The sequence below is a fragment of the Halogeometricum sp. S1BR25-6 genome (assembly GCF_031624495.1).
GTDB lineage: Archaea > Halobacteriota > Halobacteria > Halobacteriales > Haloferacaceae > Halogeometricum > Halogeometricum salsisoli.
Genome location: NZ_JAMQOP010000004.1, coordinates 193,749 through 219,609, shown reverse-complemented (window position 1 = coordinate 219,609; position 25,861 = coordinate 193,749). Strand labels below are relative to the sequence as shown.

Here is a 25,861-nt window from a genome sequence, read left to right as displayed (position 1 = left end):
GCGATTCGTCTCGGGTCGCGGTCGGTCTCGCGTGGGTCTCAGAACTCATAGCTCATCACCGCCTCGATGGCGTGTTCGGCGCGTTCGGCGTCCGTCAGGTAGTCGTCCTCGATGTCGTTCGCGGGGAAGTGCACGTCGTACCCGGAGGCGCGTTTGACCGGCGCCTTCAGGCGGTCCAAGGCGTACTCGTTCAGCAGGGCCGACAGCTCCGACCCGAGGCCGAGCGTCCGCCTGCTCTCCTGGACGACGACGCACCGACCCGTCTTCTTCACCGAGTCGAGAATGGTCTCCACGTCCAGGGGCGAGAGCGTGACGAGGTCGATAACCTCCGCGTCGGCGTCGACGCTCTCGGCGGCCCGTCTCGCCTCGGGGAGCATCGCGCCCCACGTCAGGACGGTCACGTCCTCGCCCTCGCTGACGACTCTGGCCTCGTCCAACGGGAGCGTGTACTCCTCCGTCGGCACCTCGCCCTCGATACCGCGGTATATCTGCTTGGGTTCCATGAACACGACCGGGTCGTCACAGCGGATGCTCGACGCCAGAAGGCCCTTCGTCTGGTACGGCGTCGACGGGCAGACGACGCGGACGCCCGGCGCGTGAATCTCGAACGTTTCCGTGGACTCCTGGTGGTATTCGAGGGCCTTGATGCCGCCGCCGTACGGCATCCGAATCGTCATCGGCATCTCCACGTCGCCGCCGGTGCGCTTGTACATCTTGGCGACGGCGTACATGAACTGGCCGAAGGCGGGGTAGAAAAAGCCCATAAACTCTATCTCGGGAATCGGCCGGTCGTCGCGCATCGCCATGCCCGCGGCGGTGCCGATGATGCCGTTCTCCGAGAGGGGGGTGTCTATCACCCGCGAGTCGCCGAACTCGTCGAGCAGTCCGTCCGTGGCGCGGAAGACGCCGCCCAGCGGTCCGATGTCGTAGCCGAGGGCGCGCGTGTCGTCGTCGCGGTCCATCTCCTGGTGGAGCGTTCGGTTCACCGCGCTCACGATGTCCATCGACTCGCTGTCGGCGTCGTCGGGGTCGAGGGGGGAAGCGTCGACGTCGAGGGACGGCCCCTCGTCGGCCCACTGCTCGGTGTCGAACGCTTCGCCCGTGAAGTCCGTGAAGGGGTTCTCGCCGTCGCGTTCGCGTCGGAACTCGGTGCGCTGATGCGCCTCGCGCCAGGAGGTGCCGTGGAGGTGGTGGTCGAACATCCGCATCGGGTCCGAGTCCGGCACGTCTCGGGCCGTCGCCACGGCGTCGTCCACCTCCCCGTCGACCGCCTCCTGAATCTCCTCGCGTTCGCCCTCGTCGAGGAGGCTCTCGCCGTCGAGGTACGCGGAGAAGCGGTCTATCGGGTCGCGGTCGGCCCACTCCTCTTTCAGTTCCTCCTCCTCGCGATAGAGGCTCGCGTTATCGGAGGTGTTGTGGTTACCCATCCGGTAGGTGACGCACTCGATGAGCGTCGCTCCGCCGCCCTCGCGGGCGCGTTCGACGGCCTCCTCGGCCGCCTCGTAGACGGCGAGCACGTCGTTGCCGTCGACGCGTTCGTGCGGGACGCCGTACGCCTCCGCCTTCTGGGCGAACGTCTCCGCGCCGGTCTGTCGCTTCGACGGTTCGGAGATGGCCCACTGGTTGTTCTGGACGACGACGACGACGGGGGCGTCGAACACGCCCGCGAAGTTCATCCCGTCGTGGAACGACCCCTCGCTGGTCGACCCGTCGCCGATGAACGCCATGGAGACGTTATCCCTGTCGCGGAATCTGTCGGTCATCGCCGACCCGGCGGCGTTCGTCACGTTGACGCCGACGGGCGTGTAGTCGGGCGAGAAGTTCACCGGCGACTCCCAGTCGCCGAGTCCCTCCGCGACCGTCTCGGGGGCCTGTCCCGTGACGCCGAGGATGATTTCGGCCATCGGCACGTCCCAGTGCAGGAGCGCGGCGTTCTGGCGGTAGGTGTAGAACACCCAGTCGTCCTCGCCGAGGGCCGCGGCGGCGCCGAGCGCCGTCGCCTCCTCGCCGAGCGACCGCGCGACGAGGCTGGCCTCCCCGCTCCGTTGCATGTTGAGCATCTTCTCTTCGAGCGTCCGCGTGGCCACCATCGTTCGGTAGAGGCCGACGAGTTCGTCGTCCGCGAGGTCCGGCACCGCCGCGTCGTCGAGGAGGTCGCCGTCTTCGTCCAGCAGTTGGCGGAAGTCGCCCGGTTGGCCCGGTTCGGACCACATCTCGGTCTCGGTCTCGGTTTCGTTCTCCGACTCCTCGCTCTCCTCAGACATGGTCCCGTGTGAGCGGCCGTCGTCCGGCGGATGGTTCGCTGGCGGTTCGCCGCGTTCGCGCCGTCTTCGTGGTTGCGTACATGGTGGTGTGGGTCAGTCGTTCTGGGTGTGAATCGCGCGGCCCGACGCGTTCGCGGCCGCCTCCTTCGCCGCCTCCGAGAGCGTCGGGTGGGTGTGGATGGTCGCGGAGACGTCGTCGAGGGTCGCCCCGAGTTCGAGAGCGAGGCCGAACTCGGCTATCAGTTCCGAGGCCTCCGGGGCGACTATCTGCGCGCCGAGGAGGTAGCCCTCGTCGTCGTCAGCGACGACGCGGACGAACCCCTCCTCCTCGTCTAAGGTGAGGGCGCGGCCGTTCGCGCGGAGGGGCATCTCGCCGACGACGGTGTCGTAGCCCGCCTCCTCGGCGTCGGACTCGGTCATGCCCACGGTCGCTATCTCGGGGTCGGTGAACACGACGGTCGGGACGGCCTGGTAGTCGAGAGCGGCGGGTTCGCCGGCGATGACCTCCGCGACGGTTTCGCCCTCGCGCATCCCCTTGTGGGCGACCATCGGTTCGCCGGCCACGTCGCCGACGGCGAACACGTTGTCGACGGCGGTTCGACCCCGTCCGTCCGTCTCCACGAACCCGTCCTCGTTCGTCTCGACGCCGATGGCGTCGAGGTTCGCGGTGTCGGCGACGGGTTCGCGCCCGACGACGACGAGGACGCGGTCGGCGTCGTACTCGCTCTCCTCGCCGTCCTCTGTGACCGTCGTCACCCGGACGCCGTCGCCGTCGTCCGCCTCGGTCCACTCGTCGGCCTGTTCGCCGAACTGGAAGTCGACGCCGGACTCCGCCGCCCGTTCGCGGACGAGTTCGCTCGCCTCCTCGCCGTAACCGGGGAGCACCTCGTCCAGCATCTCCACGACGGTGACGTCGGTGCCGACTTTCGCGTAGACGCCGGCCAGTTCCATCCCGATGTAGCCGCCGCCGACGACGAGGAGCGAGTCGGGCGCCTCTTCGAGGGCGAGCGCTCCCCGGGAGTCGAGTATCGGGTCGTCGTCGAACGCGAATCCGGGCAGTTCGACGGGGCGACTCCCCGTCGCCACAACGGCGTACTCGAAGGACAGTTCGGCCTCCCCGTCGTCGGTGCGGACGGTCGCCGTCGTCCCGTCGACGAACTCGGCGACGCCCTCGACGACGGTGGCGCCCGCCGCCTCGCAGAGTTGCTCGACGCCGCCGGTGAGTCTGTCGACGACGCCGTCCTTCCACTCGACGGTGTCTTCGAGGTGCACCTCCGGGTCGGCGCGGACGCCGCGGTTCTCGGCCCCGGCGGCGTCGTGCGCGGTGTCCGCGGCGGAGATGAGCGCCTTCGAGGGGATACAGCCGTAGTTGAGACAGGTTCCGCCGACGGCCTCTTTCTCGACGAGGATCACGTCGAGTCCGAGTTGCCCGGCGCGGATGGCGGCGACGTACCCGCCCGGACCGGCGCCGACGACGAGCAGTTCCGTTTCGTTCGGTATCTGTTGGTCGGACATAGTGTGAATCGACTGCGGTCGGTCGTCGAGCGGTGCATCTGCGGGGCGAGGGTGTCGCTCTCGGCCCCTCCGGGGTCCGGGCGCGCCGGCCGACGTCGCCGCGGGTCGGTCCGAAGTCGGCGGCGCTCCCTCGCCTGTGGTGGGTGAATCATTCACAGAGATGATAAAGAAATGGGCCGAAGAGAAGAATACCCAGATGGAGTATGTTTATCTCCCGTCGACGACGCCGCTCGGAACCGGTCGACGGCCGGCGGACCCTCGCCGCACGAATCGGAGACTCGACCGCTGCTCCCGCCGTTCGCGGGACGGTCGACCTACTACCGCCCCGCTTGGTAGTCCGTCCTCGCCGCCCGAAGACCGCTCACGTCCCCGTATCTGACACATTCCGATGATGTCGGCCGCCAGAATGAACCGTTCCCTCTCCGAATCGTCGTGTATGACAGAGAGCACGAATGCGCCGGAGGACGCGGCCGGAATCAACCCCGGAAAGGTCGTCTACGACCACGAGGGGAACGAACTCGGCATCGTGTCCGACATGACGAGCGAGGGGTTCGAGGTGTCCATCGTCGACGACGTCGAATCGGTCGACGAGGACGGCTACGCGGACATCGACCACCCGGCCGTCGAGGGCGAGCAGTCCGCGAAGACGAACGAAGAGGACCTCCACGGCTCCGAACAGGAGGCGAACCCCGGACAGGAGTTCGGCGAGGGCTACATCATGTGGCGCTGCGACGACTGCGGCGAGGTGGGCGAACTCGAAGACGGCCTGCCGACGGAGTGTCCGGACTGTGGCTCCGAGGCAGTTCGCAAGCAGCGCGAGGACTAATCCGATGACGGAACACACCCTTCGCGAGTACGAGTCCGGCGACGAGGACCGCGTCCGCGAACTCGTCGAGAGTTCGATGACCACCTCCTACGCGCTCAGCCCCCGAGAGATAGACGCGATACTGGAGTCGGCGTACCTCGACGAGACGCTGTTGCACCCGCGCGAGGACGCCTTCGTCGTCGTCGCCGAAGCCGACGGAACGATCCTCGGGGCCGCGAGCGCGACGTTCGGCGACGACGAGACCGCCGTGCAGTGGATCCACGTCGACCCCGAGCGACGCGGCGAGGGCGTCGGCACGGCGCTGTTCGAGCGTATCAGCGAGGAGTTCGAGGAACGCGGCGTCGAGGCGAAGCGAGCCATCGCGCTCTCGGCCAACACGAACGCCGGCGCGTTCTTCGAGCGGTTCGGCTACGGGAAAGTCGACGAGCGACAGCGCGAAATCGGCCGTGAAGACCTCGTGGAGTACGTCTTCGAGGAGGGCGCCGAGACCGAGGAGAGCGACGCGGACGAGGCGTCCGCCGGGAACGAGTCCGTCCCCGACTACCCCGACACCGTCAGCGACGAGGACGGCGAGGAACTCCACCTCGGCGGCGACGACGACGACCTAGTGCCCGCCTCCGAGGGCTACTTCGTCGCGTCCTACACCGAGTCCGACCGCTCGGAGCGGTACGGCTACTACTGTCTGAACTGCGAGTCGCTGGACGTCTCCATGGACAGCATGGAGACGATACGGTGCAACGACTGCGGGAACACGCGCAACCCCGACGAGGAGTACGACGGCTCCTACCTGTAGTTCGGGGAGACCGCCCGACTCTCCCGCCGCGGACGGACCGGAGCGGACGCATCCTTCACCCGCCGGTCAGCTATCTTTATGCGGTGCGGGTGACGGTATCTGTCCATGTCACTTGACGACGACGCGCGGGAGTACCACCGCGAAGAACCACCAGGTAAGATCGAAATTTCGACCACGAAGTCGACGAGCACCCAACGCGACCTCTCCTTGGCGTACTCGCCTGGCGTGGCGGCCCCGTGCCGCGACATCGCCGAGGACCCCGAGTACGCTTACGAGTACACGGCGAAGGGCAATCTGGTGGGCGTCGTCTCTGACGGCTCCGCGGTCCTGGGTCTGGGTGACATCGGCGTGCAGGCGTCCAAGCCCGTCATGGAGGGCAAGGGCGTGCTGTTCAAGCGGTTCGCGGACATCGACGTGTTCGACGTCGAAATCGAACCCGAGGACGTCGACGAGTTCGTGAACATCGTCAGCGCGATGGAGCCTACCTTCGGCGGCATCAACTTAGAGGACATCAAGGCGCCGGAGTGTTTCGAGATAGAGTCGCGCCTGCGCGACGAGATGGATATCCCCGTATTTCACGACGACCAGCACGGGACCGCCATCATCTCCGGCGCCGCCCTGCTGAACGCACTCGACGTGGTCGACAAGGAGATGGACGAGGTGCGGGTGACGTTCGCCGGGGCGGGCGCCGCGGCGACGGCGACGGCGCGCTTCTACCTCTCTCTCGGCGTCCGCCCCAACAACATCGTGATGTGCGACATCGACGGCGTCCTCACCGACGAACGACGGGAGGCGGGCGAGTTGAACGCGCAGAACAGCGAGTTCGCCCGCGACGTTGAGGCCGACACGCTCGCGGAAGCGATGGAGGGCGCGGACGTCTTCGTCGGCCTCTCGGCGGGCGGCATCGTTTCCCGGGAGATGGTGGCGTCGATGGCCGAGGACCCGATTCTCTTCGCGATGGCCAACCCCGACCCCGAAATCGGCTACGAGGCGGCCAAGGAGGCCCGCGACGACACGGTCGTCATGGCGACGGGTCGGTCGGACTACCCCAACCAGGTGAACAACGTGCTCGGCTTCCCGTTCATCTTCCGCGGCGCCCTCGACGCCCGCGCCACCGAGATAAACGAGGAGATGAAGGTGGCCGCCGCGGAGGCACTCGCCGAACTCGCCCGCAAGGACGTTCCCGACGCCGTCGTGAAGGCCTACGGCGACCAACCCCTGCAGTTCGGCCCCGAGTACGTCATTCCCAAGCCTCTGGACACGCGGGTGCTGTTCGACGTCTCCGCCGCCGTCGCGCGGGCGGCGATGGAGAGCGGCGTGGCCAGACAGGAGATAGATTTGGACACCTACCGCGAGCGTCTGGAGGCGCGCGTCGGGAAGTCCCTGGAGATGCTCCGGGTCGTCCTCAACAAAGCGCAGAGCGACCCCAAGCGCGTCGTCCTCGCGGAGGGAGACCACGAGAAGATGATCCGCGCCGCCGCCCGGATGCGGACGGAAGGCATCGCCGAACCCCTCCTCATCGGCGACAGAGACCGCATCGAGTCGGTCGTCGCCGAACGCGGCCTCGACTTCGCTCCGGACGTCGTCGACCCGAGCGCCGACGCGATGGACGAGTACGCCGACCGACTCTATCGGAAGCGCCGGCGGAAAGGCCTGACGCGGCGGGAGGCGGCCGAACTCGTGAGTACCGACCCCGACTACCTCGCCAGCGTGATGGTCGACGCCGGCGACGCCGACGCGATGCTGACGGGCCTGACCCACCACTACCCGCCGGCGCTCCGCCCGCCCCTGCAGGTCATCGGGACCAAACCGGACGCGAACTACGCCGCCGGCGTCTACATGCTCGCGTTCCCCGACCGCGTGGTGTTCTGCGCCGACGCGACGGTGAACCGGGACCCGAGCGCCGACGTCCTCGCCGAAGTCGCCCAACACACCGCCGACCTCGCACGGCGGTTCAACGTCGACCCGCGCGTCGCGTTCCTCTCGTACTCCGACTTCGGGAGCGTCGACAACGAGGGAACGCGCAAACCGCGCGACGCGGCCCGGATGCTCCGCTCGGCGAACGTCGACTTCCCGGTCGACGGAGAGATGCAGGCCGACACGGCCGTCGTCGAGGACATCCTCACCGGAACGTACGAGTTCTCCGAACTCGACCGTCCCGCGAACGTCCTCGTGTTCCCCAACCTCGAAGCCGGCAACGTCGCGTACAAACTGCTCCAGCGGTTGGGCGACGCCGAGGCCGTCGGTCCGATGCTCGTCGGCATGGACGAACCGGTGCACGTCATCCAACGCGGCGACGAGGTCAAAGACATCGTCAACCTCGCGGCCGTCGCGGTGGTAGATGCACAAGAAGAGTGAAAACCACCGAGCGCACGCCCCCTTACGCCGGTAGCCCTGTAACGGATATCGAAAACGACGCCGTTTTTTCGGAGAACGTACAGTTCGAAACGATCGGAGCCGCGCGGTTCGGTCGGCCGAAGTGTGAGGCGGACGAACGTCTGACCGCGGCGGCGCTACATGAACATCCGGTCTTCGGGGTAGTCCCGCCCGGACCCGCCCTCTTCGAGCGTCCGCATTCGCTCTTCCAGTTCGCGGTACTGGTGCCGCAGTTCCTCCGCCTGTTGCCTGAGTTCCGCCTCGTCGATTCTGACGCCGTACAAGTCCTCCAGGGCGTCGAGAAGGAGCAACGCGGCGTCCAAGTCGGGCCCCGGCGGATGCGCTGGCGTCACGAGGGCACCGACGGGCGGCGCGTTGGCGTCGAGGCCGTGGAGCATCAGTTCCCCGAGGAATCCGTCGAAGAATCCGCCGCCCAGGGGTTTGACGTCCGCGTCCTCGAAGTGGGCGGCTTGGTACTCCTCTGTGGCGACGTAGAACACCGCGTGCTCGTCCGGCCCGTGCGCGAACGGAACGCCGTGAACGACGGTTATCTCCTCGATTCCGTACTCGCTCGCGAACGAGACGAGCGCGTCGCAGAACGGTTCGCCCACGCCGACAGGGAGGAACAGTTCGCTCACGAGCACGGTCGTATCGAACTCGGGGACGTCGTAGAGGCGCATCGGGTACCGAGGGGTTCCGTCGGTGAACGGCGTGATGTCGGTGAGGCCGCGCGCGGTGACCTGCCCGCTCTGCGTCGACGCCGAGTGCCCGACGAGGTAATCGACCGTACTCAGCCCCACCATGCCCGGGAACGCCGTTCCGACGACCAACCGGGAGCCGACGTTCGCGTCGTCCGACGCGCCGAACCGGAACGAGGGTATTGTTGACATCACTCGAACAGTACCGCGCGGAGCGACTAAACTGGTACCGTTCTCAGGGACCGAGATACCCCCACGCCAAGAGCCGGTCACCGTCGCCGTCGATCCACCGTTCGCCGATGTCGTCGCGGTAGTAGACGTTCGGGATGACGATGTCGTCGATGCGGTCGTACGCCTGTTCGCGGGCCTCCTGCATCGTCTCGCCCTTGCCGGTCACGACGAGGGGCATGCCGTTCTCGCCGGCGACGCGCCACTGCCCGTCCACCCGCTTTGCGTCTTCGAGGTGGATTCCCTCGCGACTCTCCGTCTCGAACACGACGGCGGCGTTCCGCGAGTTCTCGTCGTACGTCTTCTCGTCGGTGAAGGGGAAGGGCGGGAGAACGATTCGAACGGCGATTTGATAGCCGCGGTGGACCTCCAACTCGGGGTCGTTGCCGTGCGCGAGGTCGTAGAAGAACTGGCCGGTCGACGACTCGAAGGACTCCTCTTGGAGGGCGATGGTGGGGTAGCCGAACCGCGGGGTGAACTCCAGCGGGTAGATGCCGCGGTCGTTGACGATGCAGTTGATGTCGATGCTGCCGACGTAGCCCTCCTCGGCGAGCCATCCTTCGAGTTTGCCGAGCGTCTCCTCGAAGAGGCGGTTCCGCCCGGCCCAGAACATCGAGGTGCCCATCTCGCCCGTCGACGGGCCGATGTTCCCGGGGAACAGTCGCTTGTGCTCGAAGTTGAAGTTCACGCGGTCGACGAACCGTTCTCCGTCGAAGAACCCGCAGACCGCGATTTCCACCCCCTCGACCTTCCGCTGGAGCTGAAACCCGGTCATGCGGTGTCCCCACGCCTTCTCGTAGGCTTCGAGCACGTCGACCACGTCGCTGCCGTCGTCCTCGCTGCCGACGTACAGCAGACGTTTCACGTTCTGGACTTCGCCCAAGGGTTTGATGACGTAGGGCGCGCGGTGGTCTCGGACGTACGCTATCGCCTCCTCGAAGTCGTGGAAGACCCGGTGTTCGACGGTGTCGACGCCGTGGGATTCGAGCACGTCCATCGCGTAGCCCCGGTCCTCCTCCAGGCGGTCCGTGTTCGGCGTGCCGCCGACGACGGCTTTCCCCTCCTCCCGGAGTTCCCGGGCGAGCGCACCGGTACCGACGGTCGAACCGACCCACACGTCGTCGAAGACGACGACGTCGGCCCAGTCGACTTCGGCGCGCCAGTCGTCCGTCTTCGGGACGAACCCGTCGCCGATTTCCCTGTCGCTCTCGGCCTCGATGTAGTACTTCACGTCGTGCCCCTCGCGGTGGACCTGCCACGCGAGGTCGGTGATCAGCGCGGCGTCCGCGGAGACGAAGAGGAAACGTTTGCTGTCCATACGACTCTCCACGACGGCCAGCTATATGGTTGGACGTGGTCCGTACGCCGCCCGCGCGTCCCGACCCGTACGCTGCGGAAGAGCCCTCCCGACCGGAGTTCGTCCAAGTGATTCGATTAAACTTTCTCTCCGTTTATCAGGACCAGACGACCGCACCTCGCTCGCCTCGGAAACGCTTTGGGCCCTCGTTCCGAGGTGAAGACATGGCCGACCGACACCGCGCCAACTACGCGCTGCTCCCGGTTCTCGAACAGTTGGGTCCGAACGAGGGTGCACTCGACGTCCCGTGGGCGACGTTCGCGGGCGACCGCACCTCGGAGTACGAGTTCACCGTTCCGACCGAACGGACGGCAGACCCCTACGTCGAACTACAGGCGTACGACGTGGGAACGTACGGTCACGAGATACTGCTCAACGGCGACTCGCTCGCCGGGTTCGACGTGCCGCCGGCGGAGGGCTGGCAGTTTTGGATGGACACCGTCTCCGGAAGCGAACTCCGAGAGGGGGTGAACACAGTACGAATCCGACGGGACGCGTCGGAGGACGACTCGTTCGCGGTCGGAAACGTCGTCGTCCACTGGAAGGAGCCGATAGAGTGACTCGCAGCGCGAACGCCTGAAACTAAGCTCAGGTTTATTCGGAGTGGTTTCCGGCACACGTCGACCGGCCGAACTCCCCGAGTCGACCGCGTCGCCGACGGGGCGGTCGTCGGGCGCGGCGTCGGCGCTACTCGCGGATGTCCTTGGGGTCTCCCTCGGGACCGTCGTGCGCGACCGGTTCGCCGTCGCCGGTGTCCCCGGTCGCCACCGTGTTCTGTTCGTCGTCCGGCGGGCGCTCTCGCTCCGCGGCCTCGTCGGCGTCGGCGACGTTCTCGCGGTCGATGACCCGAAGGACCGGTTCGTCGTCGGGACCGCTCCGGCGGTACTGGAGGAGTCGGTCCTCGGCGTCGAACCGCTCGAAGAAGCGCTCCCACTCGACCGGTTCGGCGTCCGAATCCGTCGAGAACACCAGTTCGTCGGACGGACCCGACGCCCGCGTCGGGACGGCGCCGACCTCATCCGCCAGCGACCGAATCTCGTCGTGGTCCGTCGTCCGCTTCCATCCGGTGTTGTCGGTGTCGTTCGCCATGGATTCCGACGTAGAGTTTCCGGGACGATAAGCCGGTCGGCCGGTCGTCGCGCAGGGTCGCCGGCGTCCGGACGACGGGCGCTCTCGTCACTCGTCCCGCCGGTCGGCACGACGGAGCGTCTCGTGGAGGCCGAGGACGAACGCGGGGACGACGAGCATGAACAGGTGCTCTTCGAGGGGGATGCCGAACAGGTCGACGCCCGTTCTGAGCACGATGTCGAAGACGCCGACTTCGAGCGTGTACCAGTCCCAGAGGTAGGCGACGGGGTAGAGGACGGCAATCGTCCGGGCCGCCGACCACAGCGCCTCTCGACCCGCGCGAACGAGAAGCGCGAGGGCGACGGTACCGAAGACCACCTCGGTCGCGAGGTAGGTGTACGGCCCGAGCACGCCGATATCCGGGAGCGGAGCGTTCGTCAGGGGGGCGAACCAGACGCCGACGACGAGGACGGCGAGGAAGACGTACGCGCCGCGCACGAGCAGCATCGTCGCGAGTTCCGGGTCGGCATCGAGGCTGACGGCGGCGACGACGCCGAACAGCGCCGCGGCGACGACGGCCGAGGGCGGGAACAGGCCGTCGACGGCGAACCAAAGCGTCGCCACGAGAGCGACACCGACGAGGGCGTGCGCGAATCGCCGCGCCCGACGGCGGCCGAGGACGACGGCGACGGTCCGTTTGTCGATGGAGCGGTCGTAGTCGTAGTCCGTCGAGTCGTCGATGACTTTCACGCCGCAGAGGAGGACGAAGAACACGCCGGCGAAGGCGAGCGGTGCCGCCGCGACGGCGAGCGTCTGGACGTAGTAGCCGCCGAACAGGGCGACGGCGATGCCGAGCGGGTACCCCGCCGTCGTCGTCACGGGGTTCGTGTCCAACTGCGGCGCGTGGAGGACGCCGATGACCCACGCGGGGAGGGTAGCGAGGGCGGCGAGTGGGCCGGCGAACAGCCACAACACGGCGAGGCAGGCCGCGAATACGACGCCGGCGGCGACGAGGGCCAGGCGACACCCGCCCGCCGTCAGCGGGTGGTCGTCGTCCTCGCCGCGGACGTGGAAGTCGACGTATCCGTCCTTCACGTGCGCCGTGTAGACGCTGGAGAAGATGGCGAAGAGGTGAGCGAGGAGGACGACCGGATGTGCCTCCGCGGCGAGTATCGCGCCGAACGCGGCGGCGGCGACCGGCGGGAGCATGAACACCGGGTGGACCTGCGACCCGAGGGCCCGTCCGGCGGCGAGCGCTCCGTGTCCGTGGCGAGAGATACCCATACGCGTGGTATCGGTGCCGACCACAAGAACCTACGGGCCAGTGTCGATGCGAACGCCGGCGGCGTCGGGCGGATTCGAGCGTGCGGTCGCCGTCGGTGAAACCGCCGTTCGGGGGGGTCGTTACCCGCGCACGGTTGTAATATACTATCGTCGGAGAGCGACACAGACCGACCCTCGCTACACGCACCGCCGAGGCGTCACGGCCGTACCGTTGACGGGTCTCGCGCTCGAACCGACGTCCGTGACGGACGAACCGAACGTCGAAACGGTCGAATCGGGAGACGACTACTACCACGTCCGATTCCGCGACCCGGACGAATTCGACGACGTCCGCACGCCCAACTGGGCGCAGAACGCCGCCGAGTCCGTCTCCGAGGGAGCGGAGGTGCGGATGGGGAACCGAGGCGACGATTGGGAGGTCCAGAGCGCCCTCGTGAAAAAGAGCGTCGGCGAGGAGAAGGCCGTCGAACAGGCCGAGAAGATACTGGACGAGATCTCGTCCTGACGGCTCTCGGTCGTCGGTTCCGCTCGGTCGACCGAAGTTCGGCGCGTGCTTACGCCGACGCCGCGCCCCCCTCGTCGTCCTCCCCCTGTCGGCCTCGGTCCGAGTACTTCTTTCGGCCGATGACCTCGTCGCTCACCATGCTCATGACGCTCTGTTTCACGTCCTCGGCCGATTCGAACTCGTCTCTCCCAACGGGCCGAGCACCTCCCGCAGCGTCTGAGAGCCGTCTTCGAGTTCGAGTTCCCGGTCGCCGTACCGCTCCAGCAGGTCCGCTTTACTCGTCGGATACTCGTCGTCGGCCAGTTCGTCGCCGAGGGAACCGAACTCGACGCCTTGTTCGCGGCTTTCGTCGGGAGCCATGCGACAGAAGGGGTCGAACGGAGCATATACTCTCTGCTGGCGTGTGCCGATAACGCGGTCGCCCCGGAAGAGCGAGGCGACGAGGTGCGACCGATGCAGTCATGCGAGCCTCCGTCGTGGTTACACTCGAAGGTGCCCCATCGATGCGAGTCCTCATCATCCCCGAACTGTACTGACCGCGCGACGCCAGCGCGAACGCGACGCTGAACGACGCCGTGACGTGGGTCCGCGAGTGGTTGCGGCAGGACCCGACTGTCCACGTCTACTGGCTGCTCCCCCACCGGGGAACCGCGGACTACGAACGCGAGGACGTCCTCGCCGACCGCGACCGGGTTACGCTCCTCGAGGCCGACCACTTCATGGAGGGGACCGACAGCGAGTACGTCTTCACCGAGAGCGGGTACACGGAGAACCAACTGCGGGTGATACGCGAGCGAATCTACGAGGAGTTGGGGTACGTCGACATCGTCGTCGACCAACTGCGCCAGGGCCGCGAGGACCTCCTGAAGTGGCTCCTCCTGCAGTCCGGGCACCAGGCGGACGAACCGAAGCCGTTCGACCTCATCGTGAACGTGCACGACCTGATGCTCCCGTTCAAGTACGCGACCGACGGCTACCGCGACGACTACCACCGAAAGCTCGAAGTCGCCCACGCGGTCCTCGCCGACGGCTGCTGGTTCAAAGCCGGTCTCGACGCGACCGAACTCCCCATGTTCGGCCGGGAGTTCCTCTTGGAGACGGTCATCGAGGACGCGCTCGACGACGCGGTGATGACCGAGAGTCCGATCGACTTCAGCCGGTTCGAAGAGCGGTACGCGACGGAACCGCGCTACCTCCACATCGCGGGGTCGGGGTGGCAGAAAAAACACCCCGAACTGCTCTTCGATATCGCCGCGGACCTCCACCGAGAGTACGGCATCGAGACCGTCTTCACCAGTATGGACGATATCCCCGAGTCGTACACCCGGTACCCGTGGGTCGAGGCGTACCCGAGGGCGTCGTGGGAGGAGTACGAGCGGATGCTCCGAAAGGGGGACATCGCAATCTGCGCGACCGAGTACGACACCCTCGCGCGGACGTGGTTCGAGCAGGCGGCGAGCGGACAGGTGCTCGTCGTCCGCGACGAACCCTGGGTCGAAGACTGCGTCCCCGAGGACTCTCCGCTCGTCGTCCCCGTGGAGGAACTCGGGAGTCGCGCGCGGTGGGTCGTCGAGCACTGGGACGACGCGGTCGCCGCGAACCGCCGACTGATCGACCACGTCCGCGAGGTTCGAAGCCCGGAGCGCGCCGGCCGGAAGACGCTCGACGACATGACCCGGCGCGTCGACGAGAAAATCGACCGGTACGCCGAGGCGTATCGGAAGGACGGTTCGCGGCGGTCCGCCGTCGGGCGGGCCATCGACCGAACCGACCCCGACAGCATCGCGCTCGACGAACTGAACGAGGCGGGCGCGACGGTGACGAAGGACGGAACCCCGCTGTTGAGCCACGAGTGGTGCTCTATTACGGACCTCGTGTTCGCGTTGCGCGTGCGCGGGTACCACGACACCGGAAACGCCGGAGCGCCGGTGTTCCGCCGAGCCTCCGACCCTGATTCGATGGAACAAATATAGCGACGGATAGCGGCTATCCGGAGTCAACATTCGAGGTACGCGTTCGAAATCGCCGTTCGAGAAGCGACGGCGCGCTCAGAGCGAAACTGGTCGACGATAGGTGTGCGAATCGCGCCGCGCGAGGGCGCGCGGTCCGCGCCGAACTCTACCGCACGGTCACCCGAGGAGGTGTTACAGGTCTATCGCTGTAATCTGCGCGAGCTATCGTAGCGTCTGCAACTGTTTACACATCCGACCGCACGCCGTCGTGCGGTCGAGTGTGTGATGACTTTCAGACGCTACGATAGTCGTCTCCGAGTGCGTCGGTGCGGCGACCCGGTGGCTTTTTCCACCGCGCAGGAGAGAAGCAGGGTATGACGCACCCGATTCCGTCTCGGTCGCCCGAGTGGCTCCGACGCGACGCCGTCGACGCGCTCCGGTTCCACCGAGAACGCTCGATGGACACGCACTTCGGCGGCTACGTCGCGCAGGTGAGCGACCGCGACGGCGCCATCTACGACTCGCGCACGAAACACCTCGTCCCGACGGCGCGGTTCGTGTTCGCGTTCAGCGTCGGAAAACTCCTCGACGGGCCGGTGTGGTGCGAACCGGCGGCCGAGCACGGACTCTCGTACCTCCGGAACGTCGCCTACGACGAGGAGCGCGGCGGGTACGGTTGGCTGTTTGAGGGGCGCGAGACGACGGACGGCACGCGGGCGACGTACGGGCACGCCTTCGTCCTCCTCGCCTACGCGACCGCGACGCGCGCCGGCATCGGCGACGTCGAGGGTCGCATCGAGGAGACGTACGACATCCTCGACGAGCACTTCTGGGAGGCCGAGCACGGCGCCTTCGCCAGCAACCGAACCGAGGAGTGGGACCCCGCCGAACCCGGCTACCGTGGACAGAACGCGAACATGCACGCGACGGAGGCGCTGCTCGCCGCCTACGAGGCGACCGGCGAGGAGCGGTATCTCGACCGAGCGGTCACCGTCGCGACGACGATCGCCCGCGACAAACCGGACGAGGCCGACGGCCTCCTCTGCGAGCACTTCACGTCGGAGTGGGAGATAGACTGGGAGTACAACCGCGAGAAGAAGGCGGACCTGTTCCGCCCGTGGGGCTACCAGCCGGGTCACATGCTGGAGTGGGCGAAGCTACTCGTCCGCCTCGACGCTCACCACGACGGCGAGTGGTATCTCGACCGGGCGGAGCGGTTCTTCGACGCCTCCGTGACCGACGGGTGGGACGACAACCGTGGCGGATTCTACTACACCATCGACCGCGACGGGTCGCCCATCGTCGAGGCGAAGTACACGTGGGCGCTCGAAGAGGGTCTCGGCGCCGCGGCCCGACTCGCCGACGCGACGGGCGAAGAGCGCTACTGGGAGTGGTACGAGCGCATCGCGGAGTACCTGCACGAGTACGCGACGAACCACTCGCTGGGCATCCGCTACGAACGCCTCACGCCGGACGGCGAGATACACCCGAGCATCGACGAGACGCCGAAGGTCAAGAGCGGCTACCACCACGTCAACGCCTGCTACGAGGTGCTGGCGTCGATGGGCGCGGTAGAGTAGACGTAGCCGCGCACCGCGCGGTCGGCCTGTGCGAGTCCGAGGCGACGTGCGTCTCCGGTAGTCCATCACCGTCGTTTACCGGAGAAGGGGCAACCCTTGGTCGTTCACGGGCACTTATGCCGCAGAGCGGAGAACCCCGACCCATGACATCCATCGGATTTCAACTGTACAGCCTCCACGCGGTGGAAGACTCCCTGCCGACGGTCATCGAACGCGTCGGCGAGACGGCGTTCGAGGGCGTCGAACTCGCCGGTCTGGGCGACGCAGGCCCCGAAGCCGTCGGCGAAGCGCTGGCGTCGGCCGACCTCGAACTCGCCGCTGCGCACGTCGGCCTCGAAACGTGGGAGGAGAACTTAGAGGAGACGGCGGAGACCTACCACGAACTCGGCTGCGAGGACGTCGTCGTGCCGTGGCTGGACCCCGAGGAGTTCGAGTCCGTCGAGTCGGTGGAGGCGGCGGCCGACCGTCTGAACGCCGTCGCGTCCGACCTCGCGGCGCACGACCTCTCCCTGCACTACCACAACCACGACCAGGAGTTCGTCGAACTGGACGGGGAACCCGCGCTGTCGCATCTCCTCGAAGCGACGAACGACGACGTGGGACTGGAACTGGACCTCGGATGGGCCGGCGCCGCCGGCTACGACCCCCTCGCGTACCTCCACGAACACGCCGACCGGGTGCGCCTCGCCCACCTGAAGGATTACGACGGCGAGGCCGGCGAACCCGCCGTGGTCGGGGAGGGCGATTTGGACATCGAAGCCGCCGTCAACGACGTCCGCGAGCACGGGATAGAGTGGTTCGTCTACGAGGCCGAGGAGGGTCCGGACAGCTACGACACGCTGACGCACGCCGACGACGTCGTCCGGACGTACTGGTGAGGGTTACCGCGGGGACGCACGCTGTCCGGCCGTCGGCGGGTCCGCGAGGCGAAACCACTATGCCGGTGGTTCCCGCAGACCGTAGTAGATAGATGAGCACCTACACTGTTGCGGTCATCGGAACCGGTCCCGACCCGAGCAACCCTACGGTCGAGGGGTTCGCTATGGGCTATCGACACGCCGAAGCGTACGCGACCGACGACCGGTTCGAGTTGGTCGCCGCCGCCGACATCGTCGAAGAGAACGGCCGAGCGTTCGGAAACCACTTCGACCTCGACGAGGAGAGCGTCTACACCGACTACGAGGAGATGCTCGCCACGGCCGAACCCGACATCGTGAGCGTCTGCGTCCCGCCGGCCATCCACCGGCCCGTGGTCGTCACGTGTGCTCGGAGCGGCGTCGTGGAGGCCATCCACTGCGAGAAGCCGATGGCCGACACGTGGGAGGACGCCCGGACGATGGTGCAGGAGTGTTGGCGGCGCGACGTGCAGTTGACGTTCAACCGGCAGCGTCGCTTCGGGAAACCGTTCACGGAGGCTAAGCGACTCATCGACGAGGGTGAAATCGGGTCGCTCGAACGCATCGAAATCGGATGGGGGGACTTCTACGACACCGGTGCTCACTCCGTCGACCTCGCGTGCATGTTCAACGACGAGTACACCGCCGACTGGGTCCTCGCGGGCCTCGACTACCGCGAGGAGGACGTGCGGTTCGGCTCCCACCAGGAGAACCAGATGTGGGCGCAGTGGCGCTACGAGAACGGTGTCTACGGCGTCGTCTCGACCGGACCGGGGGCGGATTTTGTCGGGGCTGCGTTCCTCATCCGGGGCGACGAGGGAGCGATTCGTATCGACGTCGAGGACGGACCGATGCTCGAACTGGAACGCGGCGGCGAGCGAACGAAAATAGACGTCGGCTCCGAGACGCTCCACCACAGCGGACAGGAGAAGGGTCGATTCGGGTCGCAGTTCCACGACCGCGCGGTCGCGGAGGTCGCAGACGCCCTCGACGAAGGGCGCGAACCGGAGTTGAGCGGCAGACGGGGCCTCAACACCGCGGAGATACTGTTCGCCGGCTACGAGTCGGTGCGCACCCGTAGCCGCGTCGACCTCCCGCTCGACCTGAGCGACAACCCGCTCGAAGCCCTCGTCGAGTCGGGCGAACTCACCCCCGAATCCCCCGACGAGTAGAGAAGAGAGGGGTCGGTCGACCTTCGCGCACGTCCCCGTGAACGCGGGAATCGAAACTGCCGGAATCTTGTTCGGCGACATCGAACGATATCGACCGCTCGGGCCTTCGATTCGTGCGTTCGGTTCGGAAGAAACGCCTCGTTCGAACCGCGAGTGCGACGGTACGTCTCCCGTCGCCATTGACTGACGGAACTACGGGCGTAATGCTTCGCTCGCCTCTCCTAACGATGTTCGATGAGAAGGAACGAGCGAGATGGCCCGAAGCATCCGTTTACTCTCGGCACCGGCAACGGGTTGCGACGATTTCTCGACGGCCGCCGGTCGTTCGGGAGTGTCGACCCGCGGGCGACGACCCGGCGCAAACGTTAGGAGCCTCCCGAACGCTGTGAGAGGTATGGCTTCGGATACTCCCGAAGGAGGCGGCATCAAGTCGGACGAGACGCTGTTCGACCTCGTAGAACACATCCGCGAGGCGGACGGCGCGGGCGTGACGGAGTTGGCGGCGGCGACGGGTCGCGCGAAGAGCACCGTCCACGGACACCTCTCGACGATGCGCGACCGGGGGTTCGTGGTGAAGCGAGACGGGGAGTACCACCTCGGACTGGAGTTCTTCAACTACGGGCACCACGTCCGGGCCCGGCGCGCAGTGTACGACGCCGCGCTGCCGGTTCTCCAAGACGTCGCGGACGACACGGGCGAGACGGCGTGGCTGATGGCGCACGAGAACGGGCGCGTCATCTACCTCGACGGGCGCTCGGAGGGAGTGGACATCAACGTCAATTCGCTCATCGGGTCGTGGAAGTACATGCACTCGAACTCCGGCGGAAAGGCGATTCTCGCGCACCTTCCCGAGCAGGAGGTCGACGAGATTCTGGCGCGACGCGGCCTGCCGGCGCAGACGGAGGCGACGGTGACCGACCGGGAGCGCTTGGACGAGGAGTTGGCGGAGGCCCGCGAACGCGGTTACGCGCTCAACTTCGGCGAGGACCTGAGCGGCATCCACGCCGTCGCCGTCCCCCTCGTCTCGGAGGGGTCCGTGGTTGGGTCGCTCGCCGTCGCCGGACCGGCCCACCGACTCCCGCGCGAGCGGTGCGAAGGGGAACTAGCGGACCGACTCTCCGCCGCCGCCAACGACGTGCAACTCAGTCTCACCTACCGCTGAACGCGCCTCTCACGGGGCGACGCCGGCGGCGCGCGCGAGGACGCAGGTGACGCCGAAGCACGTCGCGGCGTAGAGCGTCGCGGCGAACGGGTAGGCGGCGACCATCTGGACGCGGACCGCTCGTTCCGGCGGCGCCCGAACGCAGAGAACCGCGGCGGCGAACGGGAACGCCGCGGCGACGGCGGCAGGGAGGGGGAGCGCCCCCGAGGCGACGGCGGCGAGGACGACAACCCCCGAGAGGGCGACGAATCCGGCGGCGACGCGGGCGGCGCGGGCATCCCCGAGGACGACGGGCACCGTCCGCTTGCCGATACGTCGGTCGAACGAGCGGTCCAGTCGGTCCAAGGAGACGTTCGCCCCCGTCAGGAGAGCGACGAACGAGAGGGACGGCCACGCCAGCCACGGGGGGACCCGCCCGGTCTGAGCGACGTAGCCGCCCGCGAGGACGAGTCCGACGGCGACCGGATAGTCGAGGCTGCCCGCGACCGTGCGCGCGTCGAGGTGGGAGGCGTGGACGTACCCGAGGAGCAGTGGGAGGAGAGCGAATGCGGCCGCGAGGGGACCGGCGACGACCGAGAGCGCGGCGCACGCCACGAGTGAGACGAAGGCGGTCACCGTGATGGCCGGACGGAGGAGCGACGCGGCGACGCGCGGGTCGTCCTCGCCGCGGACGTGGGCGTCGACGAACTCGTCGCGGAGGTGGGCGACGTACAGCGCCGAGGCGACGCAGACGACGTGAAGGCAGAGGGCGACCGGCGAGACGGACGGTGCGAGAAGCGCGCCGAACAGGGCCGTCCCGACGGCGGGCGCCATGAACGGCGGCTTCACCTGCGTCGCCAGCGCGCGCGGTCCGGTGGTCTGCGCCGCGTCCATACCGGGTCGCCGCCGCCGAGCGGTAAAGTTCCACCCGTTCGCGCGTCGAGCGCGCGGTTCGCACCCGGTCGGCCGCGTCGCCTACCATAAGGATTAATAACTATCGAATAGGGGTTGGTACTGACTGTCAGCATGAGATTCTTCGACGCTTTCCGGCGAACCGTCCGGTGTCACGGGGGCGAGACGGCGCTCGTCGCCGAGGACGGACGGACGTTCACGTACGCGGAACTGGACGACCGGAGCACCCGCCTCGCGAACGCGCTCACGGCGCGACTGGGGGACGGCCGCTGCGCGGTGCTCGGCGGTAACTCCCCGGCCGCCATCGAAACGATGGTGACGGGCCACAAGCGCGGCGCCGCGACGGCTCAACTCCCGTTCCGGGGCGAGGCCGAGGAGTTCGTCCGCATGTGCGAGTCGGTGGACGCGACGGGGTTCGTCTTCGACGACGACAACCGCGAGACGGCCGAGGAAGTGCTAGCCCGGCGCGACTTCGAGGCGGCCATCCACGTCGGCGACGCCGACGTCGACGCGGCGGGCGTCGAGTCCTACGAGGAGGTACTGGCGGAGGCGCCCCCGACGCTCGACGGGGCGCCGCCGGCCGACGGGGAGTGCTCCATCTTCTTCACCAGCGGGACGACCAGTCGGCCCAAGGCGGTGCCGTTCGACGGCGAACAGTTGTGGTACGGCGCGATTCAGGGCGTCATGGAGCACGGTATCGACCGGACCGACGCCGGCATCGTCGCGACGCCGTGGTACCACATGGTCTCCTCGGACGCGTGGATCTATCCGCACTTCCTCGCCGGCGCCACCGTCGTCCTCCACTCCGACTTCGACCCGGCAGGCCTGCTCGAACAGGTCGAGAAACTGGAGGCGACGGGTCTGCTGGCCGTGCCGACGCAGTTGAACGCCGTCGTCGACGCCCAGCAGTCGCTGGAGTGCGACACGAGTTCGCTGGAGTACGTCCGGACCGGCGGCTCCGTCGTCAGCGAACGCCTCGTCGAGCGGATGAGCGAGCACGTCACCGACCGGGTGTACAACACCTACGGGATGACCGAGGCGGGGCCGAACCTCACGTTCTCGCTCCCCGAGGACCAACACGAGCGGCCGGGGACCGTCGGGAAGGAGGCGCACACCTACGAGATTCGCGTCGTCGAACCGGTGCCGGTGACGGAGCATCCCGACCCCGAGGCGACGGTCGACGCCGGCGAGGAGGGGGAGATAATCGCCCGCAGTCCGGGCTGTTCGGACGGCTACATCGACAACCCCGAGGCGGAGGCGAAGTCCTACTTCGAGGACCCCGCGAGCGGGGAGGACGGGAAGTGGCTCCGGACGCGCGACGTGGCGCGCATCGACGAGGAGGGCTACCTCTACATCGTCGACCGAGTGGACAACATGTTCGTCAGCGGCGGCGAGAACGTCTACCCGGTCGAGGTCGAACAGGCGCTCGAATCGCACGCCGCCGTCTCGGAGGCGTACGTCTTCGGCGTCGACGACGACCACTGGGGTCGCGTCGTCAACGCCGTCGTCGTCACTGAGGGCGGAAGCGTCACCGGGGAGGAACTCGACGAGTTCTGCCGCGAGCGGACCGACCTCGCGAACTACAAGCGCCCGCGCGAGTACACGATTCGGACGGAGGAGCTCCCGCGGACGAGCACCGGGAAGATAAAGCGCGGCGCGATAACCGACCAGACGAGCGAGTAGCGGAAGCCGAGGCGAGGATTCCGGCCCCGCCCGCCTCCGGTCAGACGAAGAGCGCGAAGAGGAGTATCTGCACCGGGAGCAGAACGAGCAGGGTGAGGAGCGAACAGACGGTGGCCATCCGGACCAGTTCGCGGGTGTCCGTCGCTCCGAGTCCGAGCATGGCGACGAGGACGGCCGACTGGTAGGGGAAGAAGTACGACAGGAGGACGACGCTCTCGGTCATGGCGACGGGGAGAATCGGGACGCCCGCCCCCTGCGCGAACGAGATGAACACCGGCGTGAGCACGCTCGCCACCGCCATCCCCTCCATCACGAACATGAGCGCCAGCGTCGCGACGGCGACGGCCGCGAGGACGACGGGGAGCGACGCGCCGCCGGGGACCAAAGAGAGGATTCGGTCGGCGGCGACGGCGGTGAAGTCGGTCCGTTGGAGTCCCTCGGCGATGGCGAAGACGGCTCCGAGGAAGAACACGACGGAGAAGTCGGCGTCCGCGACGGCGTCGACGTCGACGACGCCGATGCGGGGGAGGAAGGCGAGGACGACGACGACGAGAGCGCCGTACACCGGGTGGAGACCGTGTATCGCGTCGGTCGCCCAGACGGCGACGCCGACGGAGAGGAAGGCGAGCATCCGTCGCGCGTCGCTCGCGTCGATGGGTTCCTCCCCGCCGTCGGTCGCGTCCGTGCTTGCATCTCCGTCGTCCGGGTTCGCGTCCGGACGCTCGTCCGCGGCGCCCGCGTCGACGGACACCGTCCCGGAGTTCCGCGGGCGATAGAGGACGTACGCGACGGCGACGACGACGGCCGACCGGGCGAGCGACATCACGGGCGCGAGCCACGTCAGCCACTCGACCCACCCGAGCGAGACGCCGGTCGTCGACTCGACGATGCCTGCGACGATGATGTTGCCGAGCGACCCGGTGAGGACGCCGGCGGCGCCGTAGAACGTCACGAACAGGGGTCCCAAGAACAGGCCGACTCGCGGCCGGCGCTCGGAGAAACACTCGCCGGCGGACACCAGAATCGGGCCGAGGATGAGGACCCTGACGAGCGCCGAGGGGACCAACACGACGAACGCCAGGGCGACGAGCGAGAACGCCCCGAGCAGGTAGCGGTACGCGGTCGTCGGGTCCGAGCGGGCGTGTCCGGGCATTCGGTCGAACACGCGCCGCTCGACGAGCGTCGAGAGCCCGCTGTGACGGGTCGCCTCGCCGATGAGGATGCCGAGGACGACGAGCCACGTCGCCGCCGACCCGAACCCGACGAGGGCGAGTTCCGTCGAGAACCGCACGCCGACGAGGCCGATGCCCACCAGTCCGGTGAGCCACGGCGGGACGGGCGTCCCGACCCACAGGGAGACGCAGAACGCGGTGATGGCGAGCATCGCGGCCGCGTCCGGAGAGAGCGGCGCGTACGCGACGACGAGAGCCGCGAGGCCGACGCCGACGGGGACGGAGAGCCACGAGGCGTCGACCCCGCGGACGCGGGCGGCGAGGGCGGAGGCGTCTGCCATTCGCCCGTCGGTTTTCGAGCGAGCGATATAACGATTGGTCATCCGTCACAACTCCTTTCCCACTCGCGGGACGTTCGACTGACATGATCACGGAAGTCGCGGACGACGTGTACGACCTGACCGTCGCGGAGCGAAACGGCGGCCGCTACCGCGTGTTCCTCTTCGACCGGGAGACGCCGACGCTCGTGGACGCGGGGTTCGAGGACACCACCGACACCGTCGCCGAACGGGTCGAGGAGGTGGGCGCGGAACCGGAACGACTCGTCCTCACGCACGGGGACGGCGACCACATGGGCGGGTTCGCGTCGCTGGCCGAGCGGTACGGCGCGGAGACGTGGGTACCGCAGCAGACGCGCTGCGAGGAGTTCCGACCGGACGAGCGGTACGGCGACGGGACCGAAATCGGACCGTTCACGGCGGTCCACGTCCCCGGCCACACCTCCGACCACCACGCGCTGGTCGACGAGTCGCGGTCGCTGGCCGTCCTCGGCGACGCGGTGTTCGGCTCCGACGTCCGCGGCATCCCGGCGGGACACTTCGTGCTGCCGCCGGCGGTGTTCACCGAGGACCTGGCGTCGGCCGAGGAGAACCTCGAACGCCTCGCGGCGTACGAGTTCGACGTCGGACTCCTCTTCCACGGGTCGAACGTAACCGAGGACGCGAGCGGGAAACTCACCTCCTTCGTTGACTTCGCGGGAAAGCCCTGAAAGCCGACTCGCGCGGCGGACAACACGCTTTTGGAGGTGCCGTCGAATCTACGAACATGGCCGAGTTCGAGAACCCGTACGCCGAGGAGAGTCCGTTCGCGCGGGCGCACTTCGACTGCCCGAACTGCGACGGGAAACTGTGGGAGTACGCCATCCAGCGACAGATGGTCTGTGAGGACTGTCGGTCAGTCTTCCCCGCCGGAGAGATATTCGACGCGCAGGCCCGGCCGCCCACCGAGGCGTGACGGACCGGCGGACGTGCACATCCATCACGCTTATGTCTAACCTGATATAACGATAAACCATGGCACAGAAGGAGCCGGAGGAACTCCTCGAACTGAGTTCCGACACCCGAAGCATCCTCGAACAGCACGGCCTCCGACCGCTCTGGGAGGTCGAAGACGACTTCGGGAACGTCATCGACGACCCCGAACCGGGCATCTGGCACTGGGAGGAGATTCAGGAGGCCATCGACGGTATCGAGGCGGACGTCCCCATCGCCGAGTTGCCGCCGGGGTTCCAGCGGCGCGTCGCCGTCCCCATCAACCGGAGTCTCGGTAACGCCATCTCCAACACCATCTACGTCGGCGTCCAGACGGTGTCGCCCGGCGAGACGGCCCCCGCCCACCGCCACTCGGCGAACGCCCTCCGCTTCACCATCGACGGCAACGAGGACATGAAGACGGTTGTCTCCGGCGAGGAGTTCCCGATGGAGAACAACGACCTCATCACGACGCCGCAGTGGGAGTGGCACGACCACGTCAACGACTCCGACGAGACGGCGGCGTGGTTGGACGTCCTCGACCTCCCCCTGTTCCTCGACTCGATGAACAAACAGCAGGTGTTCGAGAACCACGAACTCGAACGCCAACCGGTGACGAAGACGCAGGGCTACTGGGACTCCCAGTACGGTCGCGGCCGCCCCGCCGACGAGAAATCGGACGGGGAGATTCCGGGGCCGTTCGAGGGCATCCGCGAGGCGACGCCCCCGTACCGCTTCGGATGGGAGGAGATGGAGGAGACGCTCCGCCAGCGAGCGGACAACGACGACCCGGACCCGAACGACGGCTACAGCCTCGCGTACGTCAACCCCGCGACGGGCAAGGAGCCGCTGTTTCCGACGATGTCGTTCCGCGCGCAGTTGCTGCAGGAGACGACCGACCCCCACTTCCACAACGCGACGGAGGTGTACTTCGTCATCGAGGGCGAGGGGGCGACGCACGTCGACAGCGAGGCCCTGGAGTGGGGCCAGTGGGACATCTTCGTGGTGCCGCCGGACGCGACGCACCACCACGAACCCGACGACGAGGCCGTCCTTCTCGGGATGACCGACCGCCCGGTGCTGGAGGCGTTCAACTTCTACGCCGAGGCGGAGCCGTCGTCCTGATTTA

Annotated in this window: 23 protein-coding genes; 14 read left to right on the top strand and 9 right to left on the bottom strand. The window is 67.5% G+C overall.

Annotated features, from left to right (window positions below; genetic code table 11):
- Positions 1–38: 38 nt before the first annotated feature.
- Both NDI76_RS22670 and lpdA read right to left on the bottom strand, forming a co-directional pair.
- Positions 39–2,264 (bottom strand): thiamine pyrophosphate-dependent enzyme, encoded by a 2,226-nt coding sequence (locus NDI76_RS22670; RefSeq protein ID WP_425498381.1) that lies wholly within the window; start codon positions 2,262–2,264, stop codon positions 39–41.
- A 93-nt stretch (positions 2,265–2,357) separates the two neighbouring features.
- Positions 2,358–3,779 (bottom strand): dihydrolipoyl dehydrogenase, encoded by a 1,422-nt coding sequence (gene lpdA / locus NDI76_RS18345; protein ID WP_310925615.1) that lies wholly within the window; start codon positions 3,777–3,779, stop codon positions 2,358–2,360.
- A gap of 436 nt (positions 3,780–4,215) precedes the next feature.
- Here lpdA and NDI76_RS18340 point away from each other — a divergent pair, with 436 nt between their 5' ends.
- The 3 genes from NDI76_RS18340 to NDI76_RS18330 all read left to right on the top strand — a co-directional run bounded on the left by NDI76_RS18340 (position 4,216) and on the right by NDI76_RS18330 (position 7,756).
- A complete protein-coding gene (locus tag NDI76_RS18340; RefSeq protein ID WP_310925614.1) occupies positions 4,216–4,605 on the top strand; it encodes a TFIIB-type zinc ribbon-containing protein in 390 nt (129 codons plus the stop codon).
- Positions 4,606–4,609: 4 nt separating this feature from the next.
- Positions 4,610–5,398 (top strand): GNAT family N-acetyltransferase, encoded by a 789-nt coding sequence (locus tag NDI76_RS18335; protein WP_310925613.1) that lies wholly within the window; start codon positions 4,610–4,612, stop codon positions 5,396–5,398.
- A gap of 105 nt (positions 5,399–5,503) precedes the next feature.
- On the top strand, positions 5,504–7,756 hold the full coding sequence (locus NDI76_RS18330) for an NADP-dependent malic enzyme (RefSeq protein ID WP_310925612.1): 2,253 nt from the start codon (positions 5,504–5,506) through the stop codon (positions 7,754–7,756).
- Between the two features lie 155 nt (positions 7,757–7,911).
- Here the strand turns inward: NDI76_RS18330 and NDI76_RS18325 are convergent, their stop codons facing one another.
- Positions 7,912–8,664 (bottom strand): proteasome assembly chaperone family protein, encoded by a 753-nt coding sequence (locus NDI76_RS18325; protein WP_310925611.1) that lies wholly within the window; start codon positions 8,662–8,664, stop codon positions 7,912–7,914.
- 43 nt (positions 8,665–8,707) lie between these two features.
- The gene (locus NDI76_RS18320; protein ID WP_310925610.1) at positions 8,708–10,018 is read right to left on the bottom strand and encodes a phosphoribosylamine--glycine ligase; all 1,311 of its coding nucleotides are present in this window, start codon (positions 10,016–10,018) and stop codon (positions 8,708–8,710) included.
- 203 nt (positions 10,019–10,221) lie between these two features.
- Here NDI76_RS18320 and NDI76_RS18315 point away from each other — a divergent pair, with 203 nt between their 5' ends.
- Positions 10,222–10,617: a DUF7383 domain-containing protein gene (locus tag NDI76_RS18315; protein ID WP_310925609.1), complete on the top strand. Its 396-nt coding sequence runs from the start codon at positions 10,222–10,224 to the stop codon at positions 10,615–10,617.
- Positions 10,618–10,744: 127 nt separating this feature from the next.
- On the opposite strand, the gene NDI76_RS18310 is transcribed toward NDI76_RS18315, so the two are convergent.
- Together NDI76_RS18310 and NDI76_RS18305 are read right to left on the bottom strand one after the other, a co-directional pair.
- A complete protein-coding gene (locus NDI76_RS18310; protein WP_310925608.1) occupies positions 10,745–11,146 on the bottom strand; it encodes a hypothetical protein in 402 nt (133 codons plus the stop codon).
- 87 nt (positions 11,147–11,233) lie between these two features.
- Positions 11,234–12,409 carry a lycopene cyclase domain-containing protein gene (locus NDI76_RS18305; protein ID WP_310925607.1) on the bottom strand — a complete coding sequence of 392 codons (1,176 nt, stop codon included), beginning with the start codon at positions 12,407–12,409 and terminating at the stop codon, positions 11,234–11,236.
- 241 nt (positions 12,410–12,650) lie between these two features.
- On the opposite strand from NDI76_RS18305, the gene NDI76_RS18300 reads away from it, so the two are divergent.
- Positions 12,651–12,914, top strand: coding sequence for a hypothetical protein (locus tag NDI76_RS18300; RefSeq protein ID WP_310925606.1), 264 nt, complete (start codon positions 12,651–12,653; stop codon positions 12,912–12,914).
- 156 nt (positions 12,915–13,070) lie between these two features.
- Here the strand turns inward: NDI76_RS18300 and NDI76_RS18295 are convergent, their stop codons facing one another.
- Positions 13,071–13,274 carry a DUF5789 family protein gene (locus NDI76_RS18295; RefSeq protein ID WP_310925605.1) on the bottom strand — a complete coding sequence of 68 codons (204 nt, stop codon included), beginning with the start codon at positions 13,272–13,274 and terminating at the stop codon, positions 13,071–13,073.
- A gap of 215 nt (positions 13,275–13,489) precedes the next feature.
- Here NDI76_RS18295 and NDI76_RS18290 point away from each other — a divergent pair, with 215 nt between their 5' ends.
- From NDI76_RS18290 to NDI76_RS18270, 5 genes are all read left to right on the top strand, one after another.
- The gene (locus NDI76_RS18290; RefSeq protein ID WP_310925604.1) at positions 13,490–14,887 is read left to right on the top strand and encodes a glycosyltransferase family 1 protein; all 1,398 of its coding nucleotides are present in this window, start codon (positions 13,490–13,492) and stop codon (positions 14,885–14,887) included.
- Positions 14,888–15,240: 353 nt separating this feature from the next.
- Entirely contained in the window at positions 15,241–16,446 is a 1,206-nt protein-coding gene (locus tag NDI76_RS18285; protein ID WP_310925603.1) for an AGE family epimerase/isomerase, read from the top strand.
- A 143-nt stretch (positions 16,447–16,589) separates the two neighbouring features.
- On the top strand, positions 16,590–17,324 hold the full coding sequence (locus tag NDI76_RS18280) for a sugar phosphate isomerase/epimerase family protein (RefSeq protein ID WP_310925602.1): 735 nt from the start codon (positions 16,590–16,592) through the stop codon (positions 17,322–17,324).
- 92 nt (positions 17,325–17,416) lie between these two features.
- Positions 17,417–18,514, top strand: coding sequence for a Gfo/Idh/MocA family protein (locus NDI76_RS18275; protein ID WP_310925601.1), 1,098 nt, complete (start codon positions 17,417–17,419; stop codon positions 18,512–18,514).
- A gap of 394 nt (positions 18,515–18,908) precedes the next feature.
- On the top strand, positions 18,909–19,676 hold the full coding sequence (locus tag NDI76_RS18270) for an IclR family transcriptional regulator (protein WP_310925600.1): 768 nt from the start codon (positions 18,909–18,911) through the stop codon (positions 19,674–19,676).
- 9 nt (positions 19,677–19,685) lie between these two features.
- Here NDI76_RS18270 and NDI76_RS18265 read toward each other — a convergent pair whose 3' ends face one another.
- Positions 19,686–20,549 (bottom strand): UbiA family prenyltransferase, encoded by an 864-nt coding sequence (locus NDI76_RS18265; RefSeq protein WP_310925599.1) that lies wholly within the window; start codon positions 20,547–20,549, stop codon positions 19,686–19,688.
- A gap of 132 nt (positions 20,550–20,681) precedes the next feature.
- Here NDI76_RS18265 and NDI76_RS18260 point away from each other — a divergent pair, with 132 nt between their 5' ends.
- A complete protein-coding gene (locus NDI76_RS18260; RefSeq protein ID WP_310925598.1) occupies positions 20,682–22,250 on the top strand; it encodes a class I adenylate-forming enzyme family protein in 1,569 nt (522 codons plus the stop codon).
- Between the two features lie 40 nt (positions 22,251–22,290).
- On the opposite strand, the gene NDI76_RS18255 is transcribed toward NDI76_RS18260, so the two are convergent.
- A complete protein-coding gene (locus tag NDI76_RS18255) occupies positions 22,291–23,763 on the bottom strand; it encodes an SLC13 family permease (protein ID WP_310925597.1) in 1,473 nt (490 codons plus the stop codon).
- Positions 23,764–23,846: 83 nt separating this feature from the next.
- Here NDI76_RS18255 and NDI76_RS18250 point away from each other — a divergent pair, with 83 nt between their 5' ends.
- The 3 genes from NDI76_RS18250 to NDI76_RS18240 are packed head-to-tail and all read left to right on the top strand — an operon-like array spanning position 23,847 to position 25,857.
- Complete coding sequence (locus NDI76_RS18250; RefSeq protein ID WP_310925596.1) at positions 23,847–24,470, top strand: MBL fold metallo-hydrolase; 624 nt, start codon at positions 23,847–23,849, stop codon at positions 24,468–24,470.
- 56 nt (positions 24,471–24,526) lie between these two features.
- Positions 24,527–24,715 carry a hypothetical protein gene (locus NDI76_RS18245; RefSeq protein WP_310925595.1) on the top strand — a complete coding sequence of 63 codons (189 nt, stop codon included), beginning with the start codon at positions 24,527–24,529 and terminating at the stop codon, positions 24,713–24,715.
- A gap of 59 nt (positions 24,716–24,774) precedes the next feature.
- Complete coding sequence (locus tag NDI76_RS18240; protein ID WP_310925594.1) at positions 24,775–25,857, top strand: cupin domain-containing protein; 1,083 nt, start codon at positions 24,775–24,777, stop codon at positions 25,855–25,857.
- Positions 25,858–25,861: the final 4 nt, after the last annotated feature.

Bases quoted from the DNA above. Each gene is read 5' to 3' on its own strand.
- NDI76_RS22670 (WP_425498381.1), bottom strand. From the start codon at position 2,264: ATGTCTGAGGAGAGCGAGGAGTCGGAGAACGAAACCGAGACCGAGACC.
- lpdA (WP_310925615.1), bottom strand. From the start codon at position 3,779: ATGTCCGACCAACAGATACCGAACGAAACGGAACTGCTCGTCGTCGGC.
- NDI76_RS18340 (WP_310925614.1), top strand. From the start codon at position 4,216: ATGACAGAGAGCACGAATGCGCCGGAGGACGCGGCCGGAATCAACCCC.
- NDI76_RS18335 (WP_310925613.1), top strand. From the start codon at position 4,610: ATGACGGAACACACCCTTCGCGAGTACGAGTCCGGCGACGAGGACCGC.
- NDI76_RS18330 (WP_310925612.1), top strand. From the start codon at position 5,504: ATGTCACTTGACGACGACGCGCGGGAGTACCACCGCGAAGAACCACCA.
- NDI76_RS18325 (WP_310925611.1), bottom strand. From the start codon at position 8,664: ATGTCAACAATACCCTCGTTCCGGTTCGGCGCGTCGGACGACGCGAAC.
- NDI76_RS18320 (WP_310925610.1), bottom strand. From the start codon at position 10,018: ATGGACAGCAAACGTTTCCTCTTCGTCTCCGCGGACGCCGCGCTGATC.
- NDI76_RS18315 (WP_310925609.1), top strand. From the start codon at position 10,222: ATGGCCGACCGACACCGCGCCAACTACGCGCTGCTCCCGGTTCTCGAA.
- NDI76_RS18310 (WP_310925608.1), bottom strand. From the start codon at position 11,146: ATGGCGAACGACACCGACAACACCGGATGGAAGCGGACGACGGACCAC.
- NDI76_RS18305 (WP_310925607.1), bottom strand. From the start codon at position 12,409: ATGGGTATCTCTCGCCACGGACACGGAGCGCTCGCCGCCGGACGGGCC.
- NDI76_RS18295 (WP_310925605.1), bottom strand. From the start codon at position 13,274: ATGGCTCCCGACGAAAGCCGCGAACAAGGCGTCGAGTTCGGTTCCCTC.
- NDI76_RS18285 (WP_310925603.1), top strand. From the start codon at position 15,241: ATGACGCACCCGATTCCGTCTCGGTCGCCCGAGTGGCTCCGACGCGAC.
- NDI76_RS18280 (WP_310925602.1), top strand. From the start codon at position 16,590: ATGACATCCATCGGATTTCAACTGTACAGCCTCCACGCGGTGGAAGAC.
- NDI76_RS18275 (WP_310925601.1), top strand. From the start codon at position 17,417: ATGAGCACCTACACTGTTGCGGTCATCGGAACCGGTCCCGACCCGAGC.
- NDI76_RS18270 (WP_310925600.1), top strand. From the start codon at position 18,909: ATGGCTTCGGATACTCCCGAAGGAGGCGGCATCAAGTCGGACGAGACG.
- NDI76_RS18265 (WP_310925599.1), bottom strand. From the start codon at position 20,549: ATGGACGCGGCGCAGACCACCGGACCGCGCGCGCTGGCGACGCAGGTG.
- NDI76_RS18260 (WP_310925598.1), top strand. From the start codon at position 20,682: ATGAGATTCTTCGACGCTTTCCGGCGAACCGTCCGGTGTCACGGGGGC.
- NDI76_RS18255 (WP_310925597.1), bottom strand. From the start codon at position 23,763: ATGGCAGACGCCTCCGCCCTCGCCGCCCGCGTCCGCGGGGTCGACGCC.
- NDI76_RS18250 (WP_310925596.1), top strand. From the start codon at position 23,847: ATGATCACGGAAGTCGCGGACGACGTGTACGACCTGACCGTCGCGGAG.
- NDI76_RS18245 (WP_310925595.1), top strand. From the start codon at position 24,527: ATGGCCGAGTTCGAGAACCCGTACGCCGAGGAGAGTCCGTTCGCGCGG.
- NDI76_RS18240 (WP_310925594.1), top strand. From the start codon at position 24,775: ATGGCACAGAAGGAGCCGGAGGAACTCCTCGAACTGAGTTCCGACACC.